Annotated in this window: 14 protein-coding genes and 1 pseudogene; 8 read left to right on the top strand and 7 right to left on the bottom strand. The window is 63.3% G+C overall.

All coding sequences use genetic code 11. The features are described 5' to 3' along the window. Position 1: 1 nt before the first annotated feature. The 4 genes from EN807_RS25165 to EN807_RS25150 form a co-directional block, all read right to left on the bottom strand. Positions 2-859 (bottom strand): carbohydrate ABC transporter permease, encoded by an 858-nt coding sequence (locus tag EN807_RS25165; protein WP_135937092.1) that lies wholly within the window; start codon positions 857-859, stop codon positions 2-4. A gap of 9 nt (positions 860-868) precedes the next feature. After that, positions 869-1,792 carry a sugar ABC transporter permease gene (locus tag EN807_RS25160; protein ID WP_029355248.1) on the bottom strand — a complete coding sequence of 308 codons (924 nt, stop codon included), beginning with the start codon at positions 1,790-1,792 and terminating at the stop codon, positions 869-871. Between the two features lie 205 nt (positions 1,793-1,997). Continuing rightward, positions 1,998-3,443 (bottom strand): extracellular solute-binding protein, encoded by a 1,446-nt coding sequence (locus EN807_RS25155; RefSeq protein WP_095518158.1) that lies wholly within the window; start codon positions 3,441-3,443, stop codon positions 1,998-2,000. A gap of 44 nt (positions 3,444-3,487) precedes the next feature. Next, positions 3,488-4,462 carry a sugar-binding transcriptional regulator gene (locus EN807_RS25150; protein WP_127315735.1) on the bottom strand — a complete coding sequence of 325 codons (975 nt, stop codon included), beginning with the start codon at positions 4,460-4,462 and terminating at the stop codon, positions 3,488-3,490. Positions 4,463-4,918: 456 nt separating this feature from the next. On the opposite strand from EN807_RS25150, the gene EN807_RS25145 reads away from it, so the two are divergent. From EN807_RS25145 to EN807_RS25120, 6 genes and pseudogenes are all read left to right on the top strand, one after another. Next, complete coding sequence (locus EN807_RS25145) at positions 4,919-6,319, top strand: SWIM zinc finger family protein (RefSeq protein WP_135937091.1); 1,401 nt, start codon at positions 4,919-4,921, stop codon at positions 6,317-6,319. Continuing rightward, positions 6,316-7,755 carry a DUF5691 domain-containing protein gene (locus EN807_RS25140; protein WP_135937090.1) on the top strand — a complete coding sequence of 480 codons (1,440 nt, stop codon included), beginning with the start codon at positions 6,316-6,318 and terminating at the stop codon, positions 7,753-7,755. Before EN807_RS25145 ends, EN807_RS25140 begins: the two co-directional genes overlap by 4 nt. Before the next feature lie 18 nt (positions 7,756-7,773). Further along, positions 7,774-8,853 (top strand): AAA family ATPase, encoded by a 1,080-nt coding sequence (locus EN807_RS25135; protein WP_077381511.1) that lies wholly within the window; start codon positions 7,774-7,776, stop codon positions 8,851-8,853. 6 nt (positions 8,854-8,859) lie between these two features. Then, entirely contained in the window at positions 8,860-11,118 is a 2,259-nt protein-coding gene (locus EN807_RS25130) for a DUF5682 family protein (protein WP_135937089.1), read from the top strand. After that, positions 11,111-12,351, top strand: a pseudogene (locus EN807_RS25125) (VWA domain-containing protein). Before EN807_RS25130 ends, EN807_RS25125 begins: the two are co-directional and overlap by 8 nt. Before the next feature lie 5 nt (positions 12,352-12,356). Beyond that, positions 12,357-13,775 (top strand): FAD-binding oxidoreductase, encoded by a 1,419-nt coding sequence (locus tag EN807_RS25120; RefSeq protein ID WP_135937088.1) that lies wholly within the window; start codon positions 12,357-12,359, stop codon positions 13,773-13,775. A 41-nt stretch (positions 13,776-13,816) separates the two neighbouring features. On the opposite strand, the gene EN807_RS25115 is transcribed toward EN807_RS25120, so the two are convergent. Both EN807_RS25115 and EN807_RS25110 read right to left on the bottom strand, forming a co-directional pair. After that, positions 13,817-14,746 carry a pseudouridine-5'-phosphate glycosidase gene (locus tag EN807_RS25115; RefSeq protein WP_135937087.1) on the bottom strand — a complete coding sequence of 310 codons (930 nt, stop codon included), beginning with the start codon at positions 14,744-14,746 and terminating at the stop codon, positions 13,817-13,819. 30 nt (positions 14,747-14,776) lie between these two features. After that, positions 14,777-15,856, bottom strand: coding sequence for a carbohydrate kinase (locus EN807_RS25110; protein WP_246684336.1), 1,080 nt, complete (start codon positions 15,854-15,856; stop codon positions 14,777-14,779). A 194-nt stretch (positions 15,857-16,050) separates the two neighbouring features. Between EN807_RS25110 and murQ the strand changes: the two genes are divergently transcribed. Together murQ and EN807_RS25100 are read left to right on the top strand one after the other, a co-directional pair. Next, positions 16,051-16,974: an N-acetylmuramic acid 6-phosphate etherase gene (murQ, locus tag EN807_RS25105; RefSeq protein WP_135937170.1), complete on the top strand. Its 924-nt coding sequence runs from the start codon at positions 16,051-16,053 to the stop codon at positions 16,972-16,974. A gap of 190 nt (positions 16,975-17,164) precedes the next feature. Next, the gene (locus tag EN807_RS25100) at positions 17,165-18,295 is read left to right on the top strand and encodes an anhydro-N-acetylmuramic acid kinase (protein WP_135937085.1); all 1,131 of its coding nucleotides are present in this window, start codon (positions 17,165-17,167) and stop codon (positions 18,293-18,295) included. A gap of 87 nt (positions 18,296-18,382) precedes the next feature. Here the strand turns inward: EN807_RS25100 and EN807_RS25095 are convergent, their stop codons facing one another. Next, the gene (locus EN807_RS25095) at positions 18,383-19,618 is read right to left on the bottom strand and encodes an MFS transporter (protein WP_135937084.1); all 1,236 of its coding nucleotides are present in this window, start codon (positions 19,616-19,618) and stop codon (positions 18,383-18,385) included.

The raw sequence follows: 19,618 nt of genomic DNA, 5'->3' as shown, positions 1-19,618 counted from the left end.
ACTATCCCTTTACCGCGCCGAGCGACAGGCCTTCGACGAGATAGCGCTGTGCATAGAGGGCGAGCGCCAGCGTCGGCGTGATCGAAAGCACGATCGCCGCCGAGATCTGGCCATACTGGATGCCGGAGGAGGTGATGAAGGCCAGCGCACCGACTGTCACCGGCTGCTTGTCGGCCGAGGCGAGCACGAGCGCGAAGACGAAATTGTTCCAGGCGAAGATGAATGCGAGCAGGCCGGCAGCCGCAATGCCCGGGCCGGCGAGCGGCAGCGCGATCTTGCGGAAGGTGGCGAACCAGGAATGGCCGGCGATGCGATAGGCATATTCGATGTCGGCCGGGATGTCCTCGAAATAGCCGCGCACGATCCATAGGATCAGCGGCAGGCAGATCAGCTGATACACCCAGATCAGCCCGATATAAGTGTTGGCCAGTCCAAGCTTCTGGAAATAGAGGGTCAGCGGCAGGAGCACCAGCAGCGCGGGCGCGAACCGGAACGACAGCAGCGTAAAGGCAATGTCTTCCGAGCCGCGAAACTTATGCCGTGCAAAGGCGTACGCCGCCGGAACGCCGAGCAGCAGCGCGACGGCGACCGAGGTGACCGACAGGAACACCGAATTCCAGAGGTTGCGCATGAAGGCGATGTCGAGCGTGCCGGCCGCCGTCGTCAGCTTTCCGGTGATCAGCGCGGTGTAGTTGGCCAGCGTCGGCTTGAAGACAAGCTGTGGCGGAATCCGCAAGATGGTTTCGTTGGTCTGGAACGACATCATGAAGATCCAGGCGATCGGGAACATGAAGAAGATCACGACCAGTGTCAGCGCTATGCCGCGCAGGATGCGTTCGAGAAGCGAGGTGTGTTCCATCTCAGCCTCCTATGCCTGGCCGCGGGCGCGTTCGCGCAGTCGCAGCCAATTCTTGATGAAGATATTCGAGAGGAAATAGGTGATTGCCCACAGGATGATCATCAGCGCTGCCGAGCGGCCGACATTGGTCGACTGGAAGAAGTTGAGATAGGCCTCGACCTGGAAGACGGTCAGCGTGTCGCCCGGACCGCCCTGGGTCATGGCATAGATGATGTCGAACTGCTGGATGGAATCAAGCAGGCGGAACAGCGTCGCCGTCAGGATGTAGGGCATCAGCATCGGCAAGGTAATGCGGAAGAACACGAAACTCCTCGGCACGCCGTCAAGTGCTGCCGCCTCGAAGGGCTGCGTCGGCAGGCTGCGCAGGCCGGCAAGCAGCAGGATCATGATGAAGGGCGTGTAGACCCAGATGTCGACAAGGACCACGGTGAAAAGCGCGGTCGACGGCGACGAGGCCCAGCGGAAATCGTGCAGTCCGATCAGGCTGGCGAGATAGCTCAGCACGCCGAAGCCGGGATTGGTCATCAGCTTCCACATCAGCGCGGCAAGCGCCGGCGCCGTCATCAGCGGCATCAGCAGCATGATCGAGATGAAGTTGTTCAACGTCGAGCGCTTCTGCAGGAGCATGGCGATGCCGAGACCGAGAAGCAGTTCGAGCAGGACGGTGATACCGGCATAGAGCAGCGATATCTCCAGCGTGTTCCAGAACTTCGGGTCGGTGAAAAAAGAGATGTAATTGTCGCCCCAGTTGAACTGACGCGCCCAGGGCTGGCTCAGCCGGTAGCGCTGGAACGAATAGACGACCGATGTGAAGAACGGGATCAGGATACCGATGCAGACGAGCAAGGCCGGCAGGCTGAGCACATAAGGCAGCACCCTCTTGCTGATCCTGAAGCCGGAAGGCTTGTTTCTTTGCATGGTCGCCGCAGTCATCGTGCTGTTCCATCATCTCTGTTGCTTCGCCCTGCCGACCGCCCAGGGAGCTAGGCGGCCGGTTGGGCGAGTGGCGGCACCGCCAGTGTTTGAGCATCGGATTTTCCCAAAACCGGTTTCCACTTTTGGGTCCGATGCTCCAGGCGCCGCTTCGCAGTGGAATGGCCGGCTGGCCCGCAAAAGCGGGCCAGCCGTTCGCCAGGACTTAGCCGAGCCCGGCTTCCTTGAGCTGGCCATCGATGCTGGTGGCCAACATGTCGATGCCTTCGTCGACGGGCACTTCCTTGGCCACCATCTTCTGCAGCGTCGCCGCCCATTCGGTGGTGAGATCGAAGAACAGCGGCTGCGGGGTGAACTTGATGCTGGCGCCGGGCGCCGAGACGTCGAACATCTCGACATAACCCGGGTAGCTCTTGTTCAGCTTCTCGCGGAACATCTCGTCGTTCCAGACCGACTGACGGACCGGATTGACGAAGTCCATCTTGGTCGCACCGAACAGTGCATGCTCGGGCCCGGATGCCCATTGCATGAAGTACCAGGTGGCGTCCTTATCCTTCGAGAAATTGGACATCGACAGCGACCAAATCCAGATGTTGGGCGTCGGCGCCTTGGCGGCGGGATTGGCCTTGAAGGCGGAGAAGGCGAGCTTGCCTGCCATCTTGTTGTCGCCGCCATTCATGAAGTAGCCGAGGATGTCGGCGTCGAAAATCATCGCCGAGGCGCCGGCGCCAAGATCGGTGCCGACCTGATACCAAGTATAGGTCGACCAGTCCTTGGGGCCGCTCTCCTGGATCATCTGAACCCACTGCTTGTGGAAGGCCTTGGATTCGGCGGTGTTCATCGCGGCCGACAATTTGCCGTCGGCCGAGACATTCAGGTCCTTCTGGTCAAAGTTGGCATAAGCCGAGAGGAAGCCGGGATGGATCGTCGCCCAGGAGCGCGAGCCGCGCACGCCGATGCCGTAGACGCCGCCACCGACATCCTTGGTAAGCTTGGCCGCCGTAGCGACCATCTCGTCCATATTGCCGGGAACGCCGACGCCGACCTTGTCAAACATACCCTTGTTATAGGTGATGTTGTTCTGTTCGAAGCCCCACGGAATGCACCACTGCTTGGCGTCGTCGGAGCCGAGCACTCCGCCGGGCTGGCCGTTCCAGGCGCAGGACTTCCTGACACCGGGCAGGAAGTCGTCCCAGGCATAGTTCACGTTGGTCTTGGTCGGATCCTTGATCCACTCGTTGAGGTCGGTGATCCAGCCGGCCGGGCCGTAGGTCCAGGTCATGTAGGCGCCGGTCATGAAGGCATCGTATTCAGGCGAGCTGGCCGACAGCGCAGCGGTGACCTTGTCGAAATAGACGTCTTCCGGGAAGACGTCGTAGACGACCTCCATGCCGGTCAACTTCTTGAAGTTTTCAAGGTTGGCGATCATCGCATCGGCGTAAGGATGCTTGTTGAGCAAGAGCTTGATGGTCTTGCCTTTGTGCGCCTGCCAGTCGAAATCCGCCGCCAGTGCGCGGGTCTGCCCCAGATTGAGCAGCGTGCCGGCGGTGCCGGCGGCAAGGCCCATTGCGCCGAGGCCTTTGATCAGCCCACGACGATCGACTTGTCCGCGCAGGAACGCGTCGATCAGGTCTTTCTCTTTCTCATGCATTTGTCTTCTCCTCCACAGGGTAGTTTCAATTGAATGGTTGCCGGCTACCCGACCGGCATCTGCTCCACGAGTGATCGCGCCGTCCGCTCATCGGTGACCAGGCCTTTGAGATAGCGGCCCTCCAACACCGACTTGATGGCACGAACCTTCACCTTGCCGCCGGCAACGGCGACAATCCTGCGATTGCTGATGTCTTCGCGCGCCAGCGCCAGCGCCCGGTTGGAAAGGGTCGTCTCGACCGCTTTTCCAGCATCGTCGAAGAAATGGCCGAGCAGTTCGCCGACGCCGCCCTTGCGGCGGATCTCCTCCATTTCACCCTTTTCGATCATGCCGGTGGCGACCAGCGACGCCTCGCGCTCGGCGGTGCCGATACCGGCAATGAGCAGGTCGGCGGCCTTGCCGAGATCGAAGACCTCGCTGATGCCTTTCTGCCCGAGCAGCACGGTTCGATCCTCCACCGTGTTGGCGAACATCGGCACCGGCATCACATAGGCTTCCGCGCCGGTCCGTTCGGCCAGACGGTGAATGACGTCGTGCGGATTGGCCGAGAACTTGCGCGTCAGGCCGCCAAGCAGCGAAACGAAACGGGTCTTTTCGGCCGATATGCGCGGCAGATATTCGACGCAGGCGGCAAGCGTGCGGCCATGACCGACGCCGATCAGCGTGTCCTCGCCGCGTTCGATTTCACGCTTGAGGAACTGCGCGCCGGCAATGCCAAGCGCCTTGAGCGGCAAGTCTTCGCCATCGAAGTCGGGGACGACCTCGCAATAATCGAGGCCGTAGCGGCTGGACAAATCATCTTCAAGCGCGACGCATTCCGACACTTCGCCATCGATATAGACTTTGACCAGCCCTTCCTGATTGGCCTTGGTGATGAGGCGATGCGCCTTGAGGCTGGTCAGGCCAAGTCGCTTGGCAACCTCCGACTGGGTCAGGCCGCCAGCATAATGAAGCCAGGCGGCACGTGTCGCCATACTGGTTTCATCATCGCGCAGGAGGCCGTTTCCAAAACCAACCATTTCCGCCCTAAGATATTTTTATCAGTCGATGCAAAATTTTTCACAAGGCGTTGCAGGAGTCAAGCACCGCACCGTTCAAATCGCACAAAAAGGCGCCAAAAAGATTCAGCCCGCTTGAGCGATCGTGCAGGTTAGCGCCCGTTGAAGTGTCGGGCCTGTCGACCTGAAGGGCAAAGGCTGAACGGCTCGCTCCACGAACCAGTTGCATGGGTTGCTAAGGCTTGCTCGCCTCCACTGAGCGCACAACTGGGCTGGCCGACGCCAAACGCCGTTTTGCTGAAAATCCTCTGCCTGCCGAAATGGCGGTGGACCGCGCTTGCGGATCAGGTGGATTCGGCCACATAAGAATAAGATCGAGAAGTATCGTTCTTCGCTTCACGGGAGCTACAATAATTCTTCACAAACGGCTATCTATCCTGGCGACAGGCGTTTGGTTCGAGTCACGAGGGGCGCGGCTTGGAATTCGATTTGAAGACCATCGAGGCGCTTGCCCCCGATCAGGCGTCGCTGAGCGCCGCCTCCAAGCTAACCAAACGATCGAACTGGCCGCGGCTCGAAAAAAATGAGCAGCAGGCGCTCATCTGGGGTGAATGCCAGGGCTCCGGCTCCAATCCTTATCGGGTGGTGGTCGACACAGGCGACCACGGCTACAAATGCACCTGCCCGTCGCGAAAATTCCCGTGCAAGCACACACTGGCCCTGATGTGGATCGCCGCCACTGCGCCAGCCAGTTTTGCAGCCGCTGAATCGATACCGGAGTGGGTGAATGACTGGCTCAGCCGGCGCAGGAAGACGACGCCACCGCCTGCGCAGTCGATACAAGGTGCGGCAGCCAAAAGCATCGATGAAGCCGCACGGACGGACCAGAGCGCCGCGGTCGAAGGCGTTGCGGCGGTGGAGCGTCGTGAGGCAGCGCAGCGCAAGCGGGCGGAAGACACACGACAAGCAGTGTCGGCGGCGCTAGATGAACTCGACCAATGGATCGCCGACCAGTTGCGGCTTGGCCTTTCGGGTTTTATCGACGGCAGCAGCGACCGATGCCGCCGGATTGCCGCGCGGCTGGTCGACATGAAGGCAACCGCGCTTGCCGGTCGCATCGACGAAATCCCATCGCGGCTGATGGCGCTACGCAGCGAAGAAAGACCGGATGCGGCGATCCGCGAGCTCGGCAAGCTTGTGCTGCTGGCCAAGGCGTGGCGGTCGGCGCCTGACGATCCCGAGCTGAAGCGCCTCGTATCGACGTCTGAGACCCGCGAACAGGTTCTGGCCAATCCCGATGCAAGACAGGTCGAAAGCTTCTGGGAAGTTCTGGGCGAGAAGATCGAGAGCCGCCGTGACGGTCTCGTCAGCCATTCGACCTGGCTGCTTGATCTGAAGAGCACTACCCCGCAATTTGCCGTGCTGCTCGATTATTTTCCGGCTTCCGCCGGACGCCGGTCCAACGCTTTTGCTCCGGGGGACCGTTTCGATGCCCGGCTGGTCTTCTATCCATCACGCAAGCCGCTCCGCGCACTGGTGGCGGAGCGCATGGGTGAAGTGATGTCCGGCGCGTGGCCTGAATTCAGCTTCGGCACTGCAAAGGACCCACTCGCCACGCATGCTTCCTATCAGGATGCTGCGCCTTGGATTACCGATTGTCCTCTCATGCTGCCGCCTGGTGCGATCCTGGTCGATGACCGCGGCACAGGCTGGTGGCAGGCCGCGGACGATCGGCAAGGCATCGCCTTGCCGATCGCGGGCGCCGTCGATCAAACACTGCTCGGCCTCGACCTTGCGGCCACGGCAGCGCTCTGGGATGGCGCCCGGCTTGATCTTCTGGCGGCGCAAAGCGGGTTCGGGAGGCTTGACCTGTCGTGAACGAGAGCGAGCAGACAGGCCTGGCGACAATGCGCGATTGCTGGATCACCGGCGGCGCCACTTTCGACCTGGCCCCAACCGCCTGGAAGACAATCGCCGGCGGTGCAAGTCCCGACGAGCAGGAGCGCCGACTCCTGGCAATCGCAGCACAAGCGCTCGACGTCGCCCTGCGGCCGGCGGCGCCGAAGACGCTCAAGCGGCGGCCGCCGCTGCCCAGGCTTGCGCTTCCTATGTTGCCGGAGCGGTTGCGGCCGCTGTTGAGAGCCGCTCTGAAACACGCCGCCGACGCGAGACGCAAGACGCGCGTGGTGACGCTTGTCGCCAGCCGCGGCTTTGTCCTCCATCCGATGGACTGGATGCCCTCGGATCAGAACAGTCCGGACGTCTACGCTCCCTGGATCGACTGGCAAGCAAGCTTCGACGGGGAGAGACATGCCCCACTAGAGAAACTGACGGCGGAAAATTGGGATGAATTCTATCCCGCCGCGCGACGCATGGCGCTGGCAGACATGCGCCGCAGTGAACCGGCTTCGGCTCGAATGCTGGTCGAGGCAAAGGCTTCGGGCGAGCCCGCCGAGGTCAGGCTTGCGCTGATCGAACTCATGCGCTTCGGCCTGAATCCTGAGGACGCGCCGTTCCTTAAAAGCCTCTCCGCCGACAGGTCCGGCAAGGTGCGCGAACTGGCAGGCCGGCTGCTGGCAAGGCTGGGAGAGCACGGCCATTCAAGCGAAGGCGGGGCGGATGGCCCCTCAGCCGAACTCGCGGCCTTCATCAGCGAAGGCAAATCCGGCTTCATCCGCCGCCGCAGCATCTATACGCCGGCGAAATTGAAATCGCCGGCGCAGGAAAAACGTCGCGCCGAACTATTCGAGACCTGCAACCTGGTCGACCTTGCCGCACGGTTCGGCACTACGGAACCCGAATTCATAGGGGCCTGGCAATTCGGCGCCGACCACAATGCCGACATCCTGATCGCACAAATGGTCGCCGCTTCTGGGAGCGACGCTGCAGTGACGCATATGGCGGATACGCTTGTCGCCGATGGCGGCAAACCGGCGCTGTTCGTATTGCACCTCATGCCGCGTCTGGACAGCCGCAGAAAACGAGCCGTCGTCCGGCTGATCCTGAAAGACTCGAAATATCTTGGTGCTCTCAACGTTGCCGAAGGCATTGAAGCAAGTTGGTTGGAATGGGGCGACCTGACGAATGGCCAGACCCTGCTGGCGTTGCGTTCCGCTGTTGCAGGAAACGACGACGCCGTGAAGCGAGGCGTCGACGATATACTGGAATCGCTTGGCTTTCTTGCCACAGCGACCACAGCCGCAAAATTAATCGACGAGGTGGTCGCAGCCGGTATACCGCCCGCGGCCCCATCACTCAGCGTCCTGCGTCTCAACGCGGCGCTGGCCGAACATCAGTCTAGAACCGACCCATGATCAATCCGGAGAATAGATATGAACGCTGCCATCCGTCTCCCGGTCGAGCAGGCCTATGCCTCTGAATTGCAGGCGCTGGCGCGCGGTGACGACAGGCAAAAGCCTGCCGGCTGGAGCCTCTCGCCACAGGCGGTGCTGACCTATCTGCTGGGCGGGAAGGCCGGCGACGGCACGCCCGTAACGCCAAAATATGTCGGTCGCCGCCGATTGATGGAGACCGCGGTGGCAACGCTCGCCACCGACCGCGCGCTGTTGCTGCTCGGCGTTCCCGGAACGGCCAAGTCCTGGGTGTCTGAACATCTCGCCGCCGCCATCATGGGTGACTCCACGCTGATCGTGCAGTGCACGGCCGGCACCGACGAGAACCAGATCCGCTATGGCTGGAACTATGCGCAACTTCTGGCAAAGGGCCCGAGCCAGGAAGCATTGGTGCCGACGCCGCTCTACCGCGCCATGCAGACCGGCAAGCTCTGCCGGCTCGAGGAACTGACGCGCATGGGGTCGGATGTGCAGGACACGCTGATCACCGTGCTTTCAGAAAAGATGATGCCGATCCCGGAATTGAACACATCGATCTATGCCCAGCGCGGCTTCAACATCATCGCCACGGCAAACAACCGGGACAAAGGTGTCAATGAACTCTCCTCGGCGCTCAAGCGTCGCTTCAATGTCGTCGTTCTGCCCTTGCCGGAAGACATGGCTGAAGAGGTGGCGATCGTCTCCAAACGGGTCGATGAGATGGCCGGCGGGCTCGACCTGCCGGTGCCGAAAAATGTCGGCGAGGAGATAGCCCGGGTATTGACCATCTTCCGTGAATTGCGGTCCGGTGCGACCGCCGACGGCAAGGTGACGCTGAAGACGCCCTCGGGCTCGCTGTCGACCGCCGAGGCGATCGCGACGATGGTTGGCGGCCTGAGCCAGGCGGCGTGGTTCGACAGCGGCAAGCTCGGCGCCGAAGGTCTCGCCGCCAGCCTTGTCGGCGCGATCGTGAAAGACCCGGTACAGGACAAGGCAGTGCTTGAGGAATATCTGGAAACAGTGCTCAAGAAGCGGCCTGACTATGCCGGCTACTATGCGGCCTTGAACGCAGCGATCTGACGCGCCATGGGGCACAGCGACGTCGCTTATTTCGGCATACGCCATCACGGGCCGGGTTCCGCCGACAGCCTGGTGCAGGCATTGCAGGATTTGCAGCCGGTCGCCGTGCTGATCGAGGGGCCGATCGATGCCTCCGCGCTACTGCCGTTGCTGGCCCGCCCGGAGATGCAGCCGCCGGTAGCATTGCTTTGCTATCCGGAGGAGGATCCGGCTTCGACAAGCTTCTGGCCCTTCGCCGAGTTCTCGCCCGAATATCAGGCGGTTCTTTGGGCAGTGGACAACAAGGCGGCGTTGCGCTTCATCGACCTGCCGTCGTCGGCGCGCTTCTCGGCAGCGGCGGTCCACGGCGCGGAAAAGGTCGATGCTGGCGAAGCGAAGGAAGCAAGCGAGCATGATGACGTGGCTCCGCATCGGCGTGATCCGATAGGCACGCTGGCGCGCGCCGCCGGCTATGAGGATGGCGAGAGCTGGTGGTCGGACATCATCGAGCAGAACCCGGAACCAGGCCCCATATTCGCCGCCATCTCCGACGCGATGATGACGCTAAGGGATGGTGAAGGCTCGATCGCGCAGTTCGAGGCCCAGCGCGAAGCGCATATGCGGTTCGAAATCGCGGCGGCGCGCAAGGAATTCGACGGACCTATCGCCGTCGTCTGCGGGGCGTGGCATGTGCCGGCACTGCAGGCGACACACACGCAGAAAAACGATCAAGCCCTGCTTAAGGGGATTGCGAGGCGCGAGAGCACGATGACATGGGCGCCGTGGACGGGACCGCGTCTGGCGCTGGGCTACGGCTATGGCGCGGGCGTCGTCGCACCCGGCTGGTGCAAGCATCTCTGGCGCACGCGCGGCCGGCGCGATGCGGCAACCTTGTGGCTTGCAATGATTGCAGCGGTGCTGCGGGTGAAGGGTCACCTGGTCTCGACCGCTGCGCTGATCGAAGCGGAGCGGCTCGCCCGCACGCTCGCCGCGATTCGCGAGCGGCCGAAACCCGGGTTTGAGGAATTGCGCGACGCCGCAATTGCGGCTCTGTTCAATGGCGAAGCGTTGCTGTGGGCCCTGGTCGAGGCCGAGCTGCTTCTGGGTGCGGACGTCGGCGAAATTCCACCCGACACGCCGTTGGCGCCGTTGATCGATGATCTGCAGCGCAACCAGAAGGCGGCGCGGCTGAAGCCTGAAGCGCTGGAGCGGGAACTATCCGTAGACCTGCGAAGCGACAGCGGGCTGTTTCGCTCGACATTGCTGCATCGGCTGAACGTGCTTGGTGTGCATTGGGGCAAGTTGACGGAGGCCGGTCGTAGCCGCGGCACCTTTCGTGAGCGGTGGATCCTGTCCTGGGAGCCGGAATATGCCGTTCGCCTGGTGGAGAACCTGATTTACGGGCCGACCATCGAAGAAGCTGCCAACGGCCGCCTGATCCAGATGATCGAAGCCGCAGCGACCCTCGATACGCTTGCGGCACTGGTGCAGGGCGCCATCACGGCAGGCCTGTCGGAAGCATCGACTGCAGGTCTCGCGGCATTGGAGGCCCGAGCGGCGCGCAGCAGCGAATGCCTGGAGATTCTGGCGTCGATGCCGCCGCTCGCCGACATCATCCGCTACGGCGAGGCCCGCAAAACGGAAACGAACCGGCTGTCCGGCCTCATGGAGCGGCTGATCGTCGAAGCTGCGATCGCGCTTCCCTATGCGGCACGCGATCTGGACGAGCAGGCCGCCGCGACGCTGGTTGGCGCGATGCGCAAGGCCGATGAAGCGATCAGGCTGGTCGAGCCCGGGCAAGACGTGCTGAACCGATGGCGCAACGGGCTGGCTGCCGTGCTGGAGGGTTCGCGGTCGACGGCGCTGCTGGCCGGATGCGCCGCGCACCTGCTCTACGAAGCCGGCCGGCTGCCCGCCGAAGCCGCGGCCGGGCTGCTCGGGCGACGCCTGTCGCCGGGCACGCCGGTCACTGAAGCGGCAGGGTTCTTCGAGGGCTTCTTCAGCACAGCCGGTCAACGGCTGATTTATGATGAAGGTCTGCGCGGCGCTGTCGATTCCTGGCTTAAATCGCTCGACGAAGATGCTTTCATCGCGCACCTGCCGTTGCTGCGCCGCATCTTTTCCAATCTGGACAGCATGGAGCGCCGGCGGCTGATCGAGGCAGTTCTCGGCCGCGCCGCGCGCTTGCCGGCCGGCCTGACGCCGACACCGGATGGCGGCGAGGCGTGGCGCCGACACCTGGAGCTGCTTGGACCATTGCTCACGGGAGGAAACGGCAATGGATGACGAGGGCGAAATGAACGAGGCCGGCCCACTCACAGCCGATGGCGGCAGGGAGCGCCGCTGGCGCCTGGCGATCGGCGCCGCCGATGAGGCATCGCCGTCGCTTTCCAGCGACGACAAACGGCTTTCGGCGGCGCTCGATGCTCTCTACGGCGACGGCGACAGCGCCGCAGCCAGCGACCCGCGCAAGCGGCGCGGCGGACTCGGCCGCTCGGCGCCGCGCGTTGCACAGTGGATGGGCGACATTCGCTCCTTCTTCCCGCGCAGGTCGTTCAGATCGTCCAGAAGGACGCTTTCGAACGGCTGGACCTGAAGCAGATGCTGATGGAGCCGGAATTCCTCAAAGCGATCGAGGCCGACGTCAACCTCGTCGCCGACCTGATTTCGCTGCGCTCGGTCATGCCGGCCAAGACCAAGGACATCGCCCGCACGATCATCGCCGATATCGTTGCCAAGCTGATGCAAAGGCTGGAGCAGAAAACCGCCGAGGCGATACGCGGCGCACTCGACCGATCGAGGCGCACCAACCACCCGCGTGCACGCGATATCGACTGGCAGCGCACCATCTCGGCGAACCTTCGCCACTACCAGCCCGAGCATAAGACTATCGTGCCGGAGAAGCTGGTTGGTTTCATGCGCAAGCAGCGCCGGCTGGTCGATCTCGACGAAGTTGTTCTCTGCGTCGACCAGTCCGGCTCGATGGCAAGCTCGGTCATCTACGCCTCGATCTTCGCAGCGGTGATGGCCTCGCTGCCGGTTGTGCGCACTAAGCTCGTCTGTTTCGATACGGCCATCGTCGACCTTACCGAAGAACTCAGCGATCCCGTCGAAGTGCTGTTCGGCGTGCAGCTTGGCGGCGGTACCGACATCAACCAGGCCGTCGCCTACTGCGCCGACCGTATCGAGCGGCCAACCAAGTCGCATCTGGTGCTAATCACCGACCTCTATGAGGGCGGCAATGGCCAGGAGCTGCTGCGGCGGCTGGCGGCGCTGGTTCGATCCGGTGTCAATGTCGTCGTGCTTCTGGCGCTGACCGACCAGGGCCGGCCCGGATATGACCCGGCCATGGCAGGTTCGGTTGCGGCGCTTGGCATTCCGGTCTTCGCCTGCACGCCGGATCTGTTTCCGGACATGACGGCGGCGGCATTGCGCCGCGAGGATATCGGCGCCTGGGCGGCGGGAGCCGACATCAAATTGGTTCGCGCCGATGGCGAGGCGCCTAGGGCGGACGAGTGAGGCTCATGTCACAGAAGGTTGCCGAGCTCCTGTCGCGGCTGGAAAAGCGGCTGGACAGGTCATCGATGGTTTCGGCCAACGATGCCGGACCACGCTACCAGGAAGATCCCGACGGCAAGACCGGCGCACCGCCGGAGTTCGTGCTGCGTCCGCACACTACCGGCGAGGTGTCGGACATACTGCGCCTGTGCAACGACGCCCGGCAGAGGCTTGTCGTCCAAGGCGGCCGGACCGGGCTTGCCGGTGCGGCTCGCATCCAGCCCGGCGAAGCGGTGCTGTCGCTGGAGCGCATGACGGCGATCGCGGCTCCCGACCGCGAGGCGGCGACGATCGTCGCCGAGGCCGGCGCGCCGCTGCAAATGGTGCAGGACGCGGCCGATGCGGCCGGCTTGCTGTTTGGCGTCGACATCGGCGCGCGCGGTACAGCCACGGTCGGCGGCAATGTCGCCACCAATGCCGGCGGTATCCGGGTGCTGCGCTACGGCATGTACCGCGCGCAGGTGCTCGGCCTGGAAGCGGTGCTTGCCGACGGCAGCATCCTTACCTCGCTCAAGGGCTTGCCCAAGGACAATTCCGGTTACGACCTCAACCAGCTCTTCATCGGCAGCGAAGGCACGCTTGGCGTCGTCACGCGCGCATGCCTGCGGCTGCACCCGAAGCCGTCCACAGAGGTCAACGCCTTCTGCGCGCTTGCTTCGCTCGACGCGGCGATCGCGCTGCTCGGCCTGCTCAGGCAGAGGCTTGGACCCCTGCTCTCGGCCTATGAAGTGAATTTCGCACCGCTCTACGGCGCCATGGTCGCCGGCATGGACGCGCCGGCGCCGCTGCCCGTCGGCTCACCGGTCTATGTGCTCGCCGAGATACAGGGCAGCGAGCCCGACCGCGACGGCGAACGTTTTGCCGCTGTGCTAATGCAGGCGGTCGAGGACGGCGTGATCGACGACGTGGTGGTCTCGCAGTCGCCGCGCGAATTCCGCGCGCTCTGGGCGGTGCGAGAGGACGCCAATCGCTTCCTGTTTTCGATAAAAGACCTGATCGGCGTCGACATCAGCATCCCGTTGGCGCGGATGGGGACTTTCCTGAAAGAAGCGGAAGCTGCGATCCAGGCCATCGACCGCAACGCCGACATCTATGTCTTTGGCCACCTCGGCGATGGCAATCTGCACTATCAGGTGCGCACCATGGATCCGGCGGCCGCATACGACATCGTCTATCGGGGCGTGGCTGCGGCCGGCGGCGGCGTCTCGGCCGAACATGGCATCGGCCTCGATAAGAAGGAATGGCTGCACCTGGTGCGCAGCGATGCCGAGATCGCCGCCATGCGGCGCTTGAAAGCGGCCTTCGACCCGAACAATATCCTCAATGCCGGGCGGGTATTCGATCTCGCGCCGGCGGCCAGCATACGTGACGTGCCGCCCCTATGAGGCTGGAATCGAAGGTGGGTAGCGCCAGCCGGGTGCTTTGTCTATCTGCCCATGGGCTTCAATCCCGCATACGCCACCGCAATGCGGGCGGCAAGCGCGGCGTTGTTGCGGACCAGCGCGATATTGGCCTTCAGGCTGCGACCCTGCGAAAGCTCATTGATGCGGGCGAGCAGGAACGGCGTCAGCTCCTTGCGGCCGATGCCGCGTCCTTCGGCTTCCGCCACCGCTGCCGTGATCGTGCCGTCGATGAAGGCCGGATCGAGCGCATCCACTTCCGGAATTGGATTGGCGACAAGGATGCCGGTGCCCGAGCCGATCTGCTCGTGCAGCAGCATGGCCTGCGCAATGTCCTCGGGCGTATCGATGCGGTGATCGGCTTTCAGTCCACTGGAGCGCGTATAGAAGGCCGGAAAATCGTCGCTCTGATAGGCAATCACCGGCACGCGCTGGGTTTCCAGATATTCCAGCGTCTTTGCAATATCGAGGATCGATTTTACGCCGGCGCAGACGACGGTCGTGCCGGTCTGGCCGAGTTCGGTCAGGTCGGCCGAGATATCGAAAGTGGCCTCGGCGCCACGATGCACGCCGCCGACGCCGCCGGTCGCGAAAATGCCGATGCCGGCGAGTGCAGCGATCCGCATCGTCGCCGAGACCGTGGTTCCGGCCGACCCGCCGCCCACCATGATGGCGGCGAGGTCGCGCCCGGATGCCTTGACCACGTCTTTTGCCCCTGCCAGCTGCTCCAGCTCAGTGTCGTCAAGCCCGACCTTGATCTTGCCGGCGACCACCGCGATCGTGGCGGGCACCGCACCGTTCTCGCGCACCACGGTTTCGACGCCGCGCGCGGTCTCCAGATTGGCCGGATAGGGCATGCCGTGGGTGATGATCGTCGATTCCAGCGCCACCACCGCGCGGCCTTCTTGAAGTGCTGCCGCGACTTCGCTGTTCAGGTGGAGAAGTGAAGGTTTCATCGTCGTCTCGCTTTCAGGGTCGTCTCGCTTTCAGGCGGGAATGCGGTACATGCCGGCAGTGAGGAGGCGCGGCGACAGATCTGGATGAACGCTGGATTCACTCTCGGTGGTCAGCGTGGCGAGCAGTGCGCCAGTGCGCGCCGCGTGAGGCACGGGATCGCCCGAAAGCACCTTGTACATTGTGCCGGCAATCATGGCGTCGCCGGCGCCGGTGATGTCGACGGCGCGGGCCGGGACGGAACGCATCGTCGCCACGCCGCTTTCGGTCGCCACCGCAAATCCATGCGCACCCATGGTCACGATCACCTCGCTGGCGCCGGCCGCGCGCAGCGCCCTCGCTGCCTCCTTCGGCTTCAGGCGCTTGTCGGCATCGGTGACGCCAAGCATCATGTTGGCCTCGTCGTGGTTGGTGAACAAGAGGTCGATGCCGGTCAGGTCCTTCGGCAGGCGCGCCGATTTCGGCGACGACACCGTGTCGACGGCGAGCTTGAAGCGCGCGCCCTGCTTGCGCGACATCAGCGCTGCGATCGTTGCGGCCGGCAGGTTGCAGTCGATGAACACCCATGTCGCCGAAGCAAGATGCGGCCAGAAACGGTCGAGATAGGACGGCGAAAACAGATCGAAAATCTCCATGTCGGCGATGCCGAGGACGAGATCGTTGTTGAGATCGAGGATGGCCGCATATTCCGCCGTCGGCCGCTCCGTGGTGGTGATGACCTGGCTGACGTCAGCGCCGAGATCGCGCAGATGCCGCACCAGCGAGCGGCCGGTTTCATCATCGCCGACAATCGAGACGAAGCTTACGTCGACGCCGAGGCGGACAAGGTTCTCGGCGACGTTGCGGGCGACGCCGCCGAAGCTGCGATAACCGTCGACCGGGTTCGACGTCTCGAAGATCAGATCCTTCTTGGCGTGGTACTTACGGTCCAGAACTGCGCCGCCGATGCAGATCATGCGTTTGGAGGCCGGCAACACATAGCCGCGGCCGAGAATGTAGCCCTTGTTGACGAGCTGCACGATGTGGGCCGCGACGGTCGAGCGGGCAATGCCGAGCGCGCTCGCAATGTCCTGCTGGCCGGCGAATGGGTTCGCCGCGATGAGATCCAGCACTGCTCGTTCCTGTGATCCAAGATTGTCCATCGTCTCACCCGGCCCGTCCAATTCATGGCTGACATTATCAACAACAGATGATCTTATCAACATTTGTTTGAAGCGGTGAAGGTCCGTCAATGCTGGTACTGGTCGACGCTTTGCGCCGCATCACATTACTTATTGCCGACGGCAAGAACTTTGAAAGCAAGCGGATGAGCGAACAGGCGTTGATGTCGGAGTTGGAGCGGTTGGTTTCCGAGGACCGGAACCCGAAGACGATGGATATCGACCTGCTGCCGACCATCGAGATCCTGCGCATGATCAATGACGAGGACAGCGGCGTTCCGGCCGCTGTCGAGAAAGTCATTCCGGAAATCGCTGCCGCGGTAGACCGGATCGTTAGTGCGTTTCAAAAAGGCGCGCGGCTTGTCTACATCGGCGCCGGCACGAGCGGCCGGTTGGGAGTTCTCGACGCCTCGGAGTGTCCACCGACATTCGGTGTGCCCGAGGACATGGTGCTCGGCCTGATCGCAGGCGGCCCCAAAGCGCTGATGCGGGCTGCGGAAGGCGCCGAGGATGATCCGCAACAAGGCATGAATGCATTGCAGGACATCAAGTTGACCGCCGACGATGTGGTGGTCGGCATCGCGGTCAGCGGCCGCACGCCCTATGTGATCGGCGGTTTGACCTACGCAAAGCAGGTGGGAGCGACGACAGTGGCGCTCTCTTGTAATCCCAGATCGACCATTGCCGGCATTGCCGACATTGCCATCTCTCCGCTTGTCGGCCCCGAAGTTCTCGCCGGCTCGACCCGGCTGAAGTCGGGAACCGCGCAGAAGCTGGTTCTCAACATGCTGACAACAGCCAGCATGATCCGGATCGGCAAGAGCTATCAGAACCTGATGGTCGACCTTAATCCCCGCAACAAGAAACTCGTCGCCAGGGCGGTTGGGATCGTGATGCAGACCACCGGCTGCACAGCGCAGCAGGCACGACGGGCGCTCGACCAGACCGGCAAAGACGTGAAGCTGGCGATCCTGGTGACAATCACCGGCATGAGCGTCGAAGTGGCGCGTAAGGCGCTCGACAATGCGGGAGGATTCCTGCGAAAGGCGATAGGCGAAAAGCCCGTATGAGGATGAGGGCTGGCGGCGGCCGGCTGTGCCGGGACGGTCGGGCATACCGCTTTACCGGCATCGGCTGTGGATCGACCTCGACAAAGGCAATGCATGGACCTTGCTCGCCAAACGGATCCATCCGACACATCATTCAACAGCGGAATCGCTTCGCCAATCGGTCGGCGCTCGCCAATGGAGCCTAACAAACATGATAGCGAAAAGTGGCCAGCCAATCTGGGCCGTCGGCCTGATGACCGGCACCGTCCTCGACGGCAATATCGACGTCGCGCTGATCAAGACGGATGGCGAGCGGATCGCGGATTTCGGCACCTACACGCTGGCGCCCTACCCTCAGTCGATCCGGACCCTCCTAGAAGAGACGCTGGATCGGGCTCGGGCATGGAATTTCACTGGACCGGAGCCGGCGATTTTTCGAGAGGCCGAAGAGGCGCTGACGCGCGCCCAGTCAGCAGCCGTCAAGGACCTTGTCGAAGGTTACGGGCTGACGATGGCCGATATCGGGGTCGTCGGCTTCCATGGCCAGACCGTGCTGCATCGTGCGCCGCAAGTCGGCCGGCTCGGCCAGACCCGCCAGCTCGGCGATGGCGAGTTGATGCATGCCATCCTGGATACCAAAATTGCCTACGACTTCCGCTCGGCCGACATAGGCGCCGGCGGGCAAGGGGCGCCGCTGTCCGCGGCCTATCACGCCGCGCTGCTACGCGATGCCGACGCCAGCGGCGACACGGCCGTTCTCAATCTCGGCGGCGTCGCCAACGTCACGTGGTGGGATGGCAAGGACAATGTCGTTGCCTTCGACACCGGACCGGCCAATGCGCCGTTGAACGATTTCATCAAGTCCAAAGGGCTCGGCGAAATGGACCGCGACGGCGCGCTGGCCCGCGCCGGCACTGTCGACGAAGCCCGGCTGGCCAAGCTCTTGCAGCATCCCTATCTGGCCAAGCCCTATCCAAAGTCGCTGGACCGGTTCGATTTCGGCGCAGCCATGGCGGACGGGATGAACGCTGAGGATGGCGCTGCACTGCTGACGGCCTTCACCGCCGCCGCCGTCGGCAAAGCGCTCGACCTCTTGCCGCACCGGCCGAAGCGGCTGGTGGTCAGCGGTGGCGGCCGCCACAACCCGACGATCATGGCCATGCTCGCCAGCCGTGCCGGTGTCGAAGCCGTTCCGGCGGAGGCGCTCGGCTGGAAGGGTGACGCGGTGGAGGCGGAATGCTTTGCCTTCCTTGCGGTTCGCGTGCTCAGGGGCCTGCCGATCAGCTTCCCGACCACCACCGGTGTGCCACAGCCGATGCGCGGCGGACGCCTCGCCGGCTAATCAAGCCGACAATTCTTCTGCAGGAAGACGCGGCTGCGGCCGACGGGAAGATCGGGAAGTACGCCGAAAGGCCGATAACCCCGACGCTCATAGACCTTGACCGCCAGGGGATTGAACGTCTCGATCAGCCGCGTGGCTCCCCGACTGCACGGACCGCGGCGAACGCCACACCGCCGCTGAGGCCGCGACCAGCATGAGCAACGCTGCGACCACGGCCGATGCCGCAAAACCAAAACTGGAATAAAGCGGTCCGAAGGCCGTGGTGCCGACAAACACCGCGAGATAGGTCACGGCGCTGTTCAGACCCATGATCGTGCCGCGCCGCGCCGGATCGAGCGCCGAGAGGCGCATCACCAGGACGTTCAGTCCAAAATGATTGGCAAGACCCCAGGCCGCCACCATCGCGATGGTCAGGCCGAAGCTGCCGCTTGCCACGGCAAGCGCGACATAGACGACCGCAACGAGAAGATAGGCGAATGGCGTGACGCGTCGCGCTCCCAGGCGATCGATCACGCCGTCGAGAAGCGCCGCCATGCCGAAGCCGGCGCCATAGGCGAGCGCCGCCAAGCCGTTGGCACTGACCGGCCGTCCCAAGCCATTATGAAGATGATCGCCAAGATATCCATAGACGCCGTAGAAGGCGGTCATGAAGGCGCCGCAGGCGATCAGGAGCGGCGCTATGCCGGGAACGGCCAAAGCGCCAAGCGGCGTCGGCGCCGGGCCGCTTTTCCTGACGTCGCTCAACGACGTCAGCGTAAGACCGGTCAATGCGAGCGCGGCAAGCACCGCGACCGCCGCAAAAACGGCGCGCCAATGCACGAGGTCGGCAATTACTGCCGACAACGCGACACCAGCGACCATGCTCAGGGTCCAGCCGGTCAGCACGACGCCGATGGTCCCGCTTTCGCGACCAGGCGGCGCGATCACAGCGGCACTGGCATAGATTGCCGGCATGGCGACGCCGGCAGCTAAGCCGGCGAGAAGCTGGGCTGCAACCAGCGTCGTTACCGTCGGCGCGGCGGCGCTGGCGAGAAGCGCTATCGCCAGCAGCAGCAACGCCCCTTGCAGCATGCGGCGGGCACCAAGCCGGTCGATATAGCGCGCCAGAAACAGGGCGCTTGCGGATGTCCCGAGGCCGAACGCGGCGGACGCGATCATGACGGCCGGCACGCTCGTCGTAAACGACGCGGCCACTGCCGGTGCTATCGGACCGAGGACCAGCGAGTTGGAGCCGATCACGGCTATGCACCCGGTCAGCAGATAAGCCAGCGCCGGGATAGGCGGCCTTGCCGTCAAAGTTGCGACTTGATCACTGTTCGACAT

It is taken from the genome of Mesorhizobium sp. M5C.F.Ca.ET.164.01.1.1 (assembly GCF_004792125.1).
Classification (GTDB): domain Bacteria; phylum Pseudomonadota; class Alphaproteobacteria; order Rhizobiales; family Rhizobiaceae; genus Mesorhizobium; species Mesorhizobium wenxiniae.
Note: the sequence above shows the minus strand (reverse complement) of the source record. Positions and strands in the feature narration are given on the sequence as shown.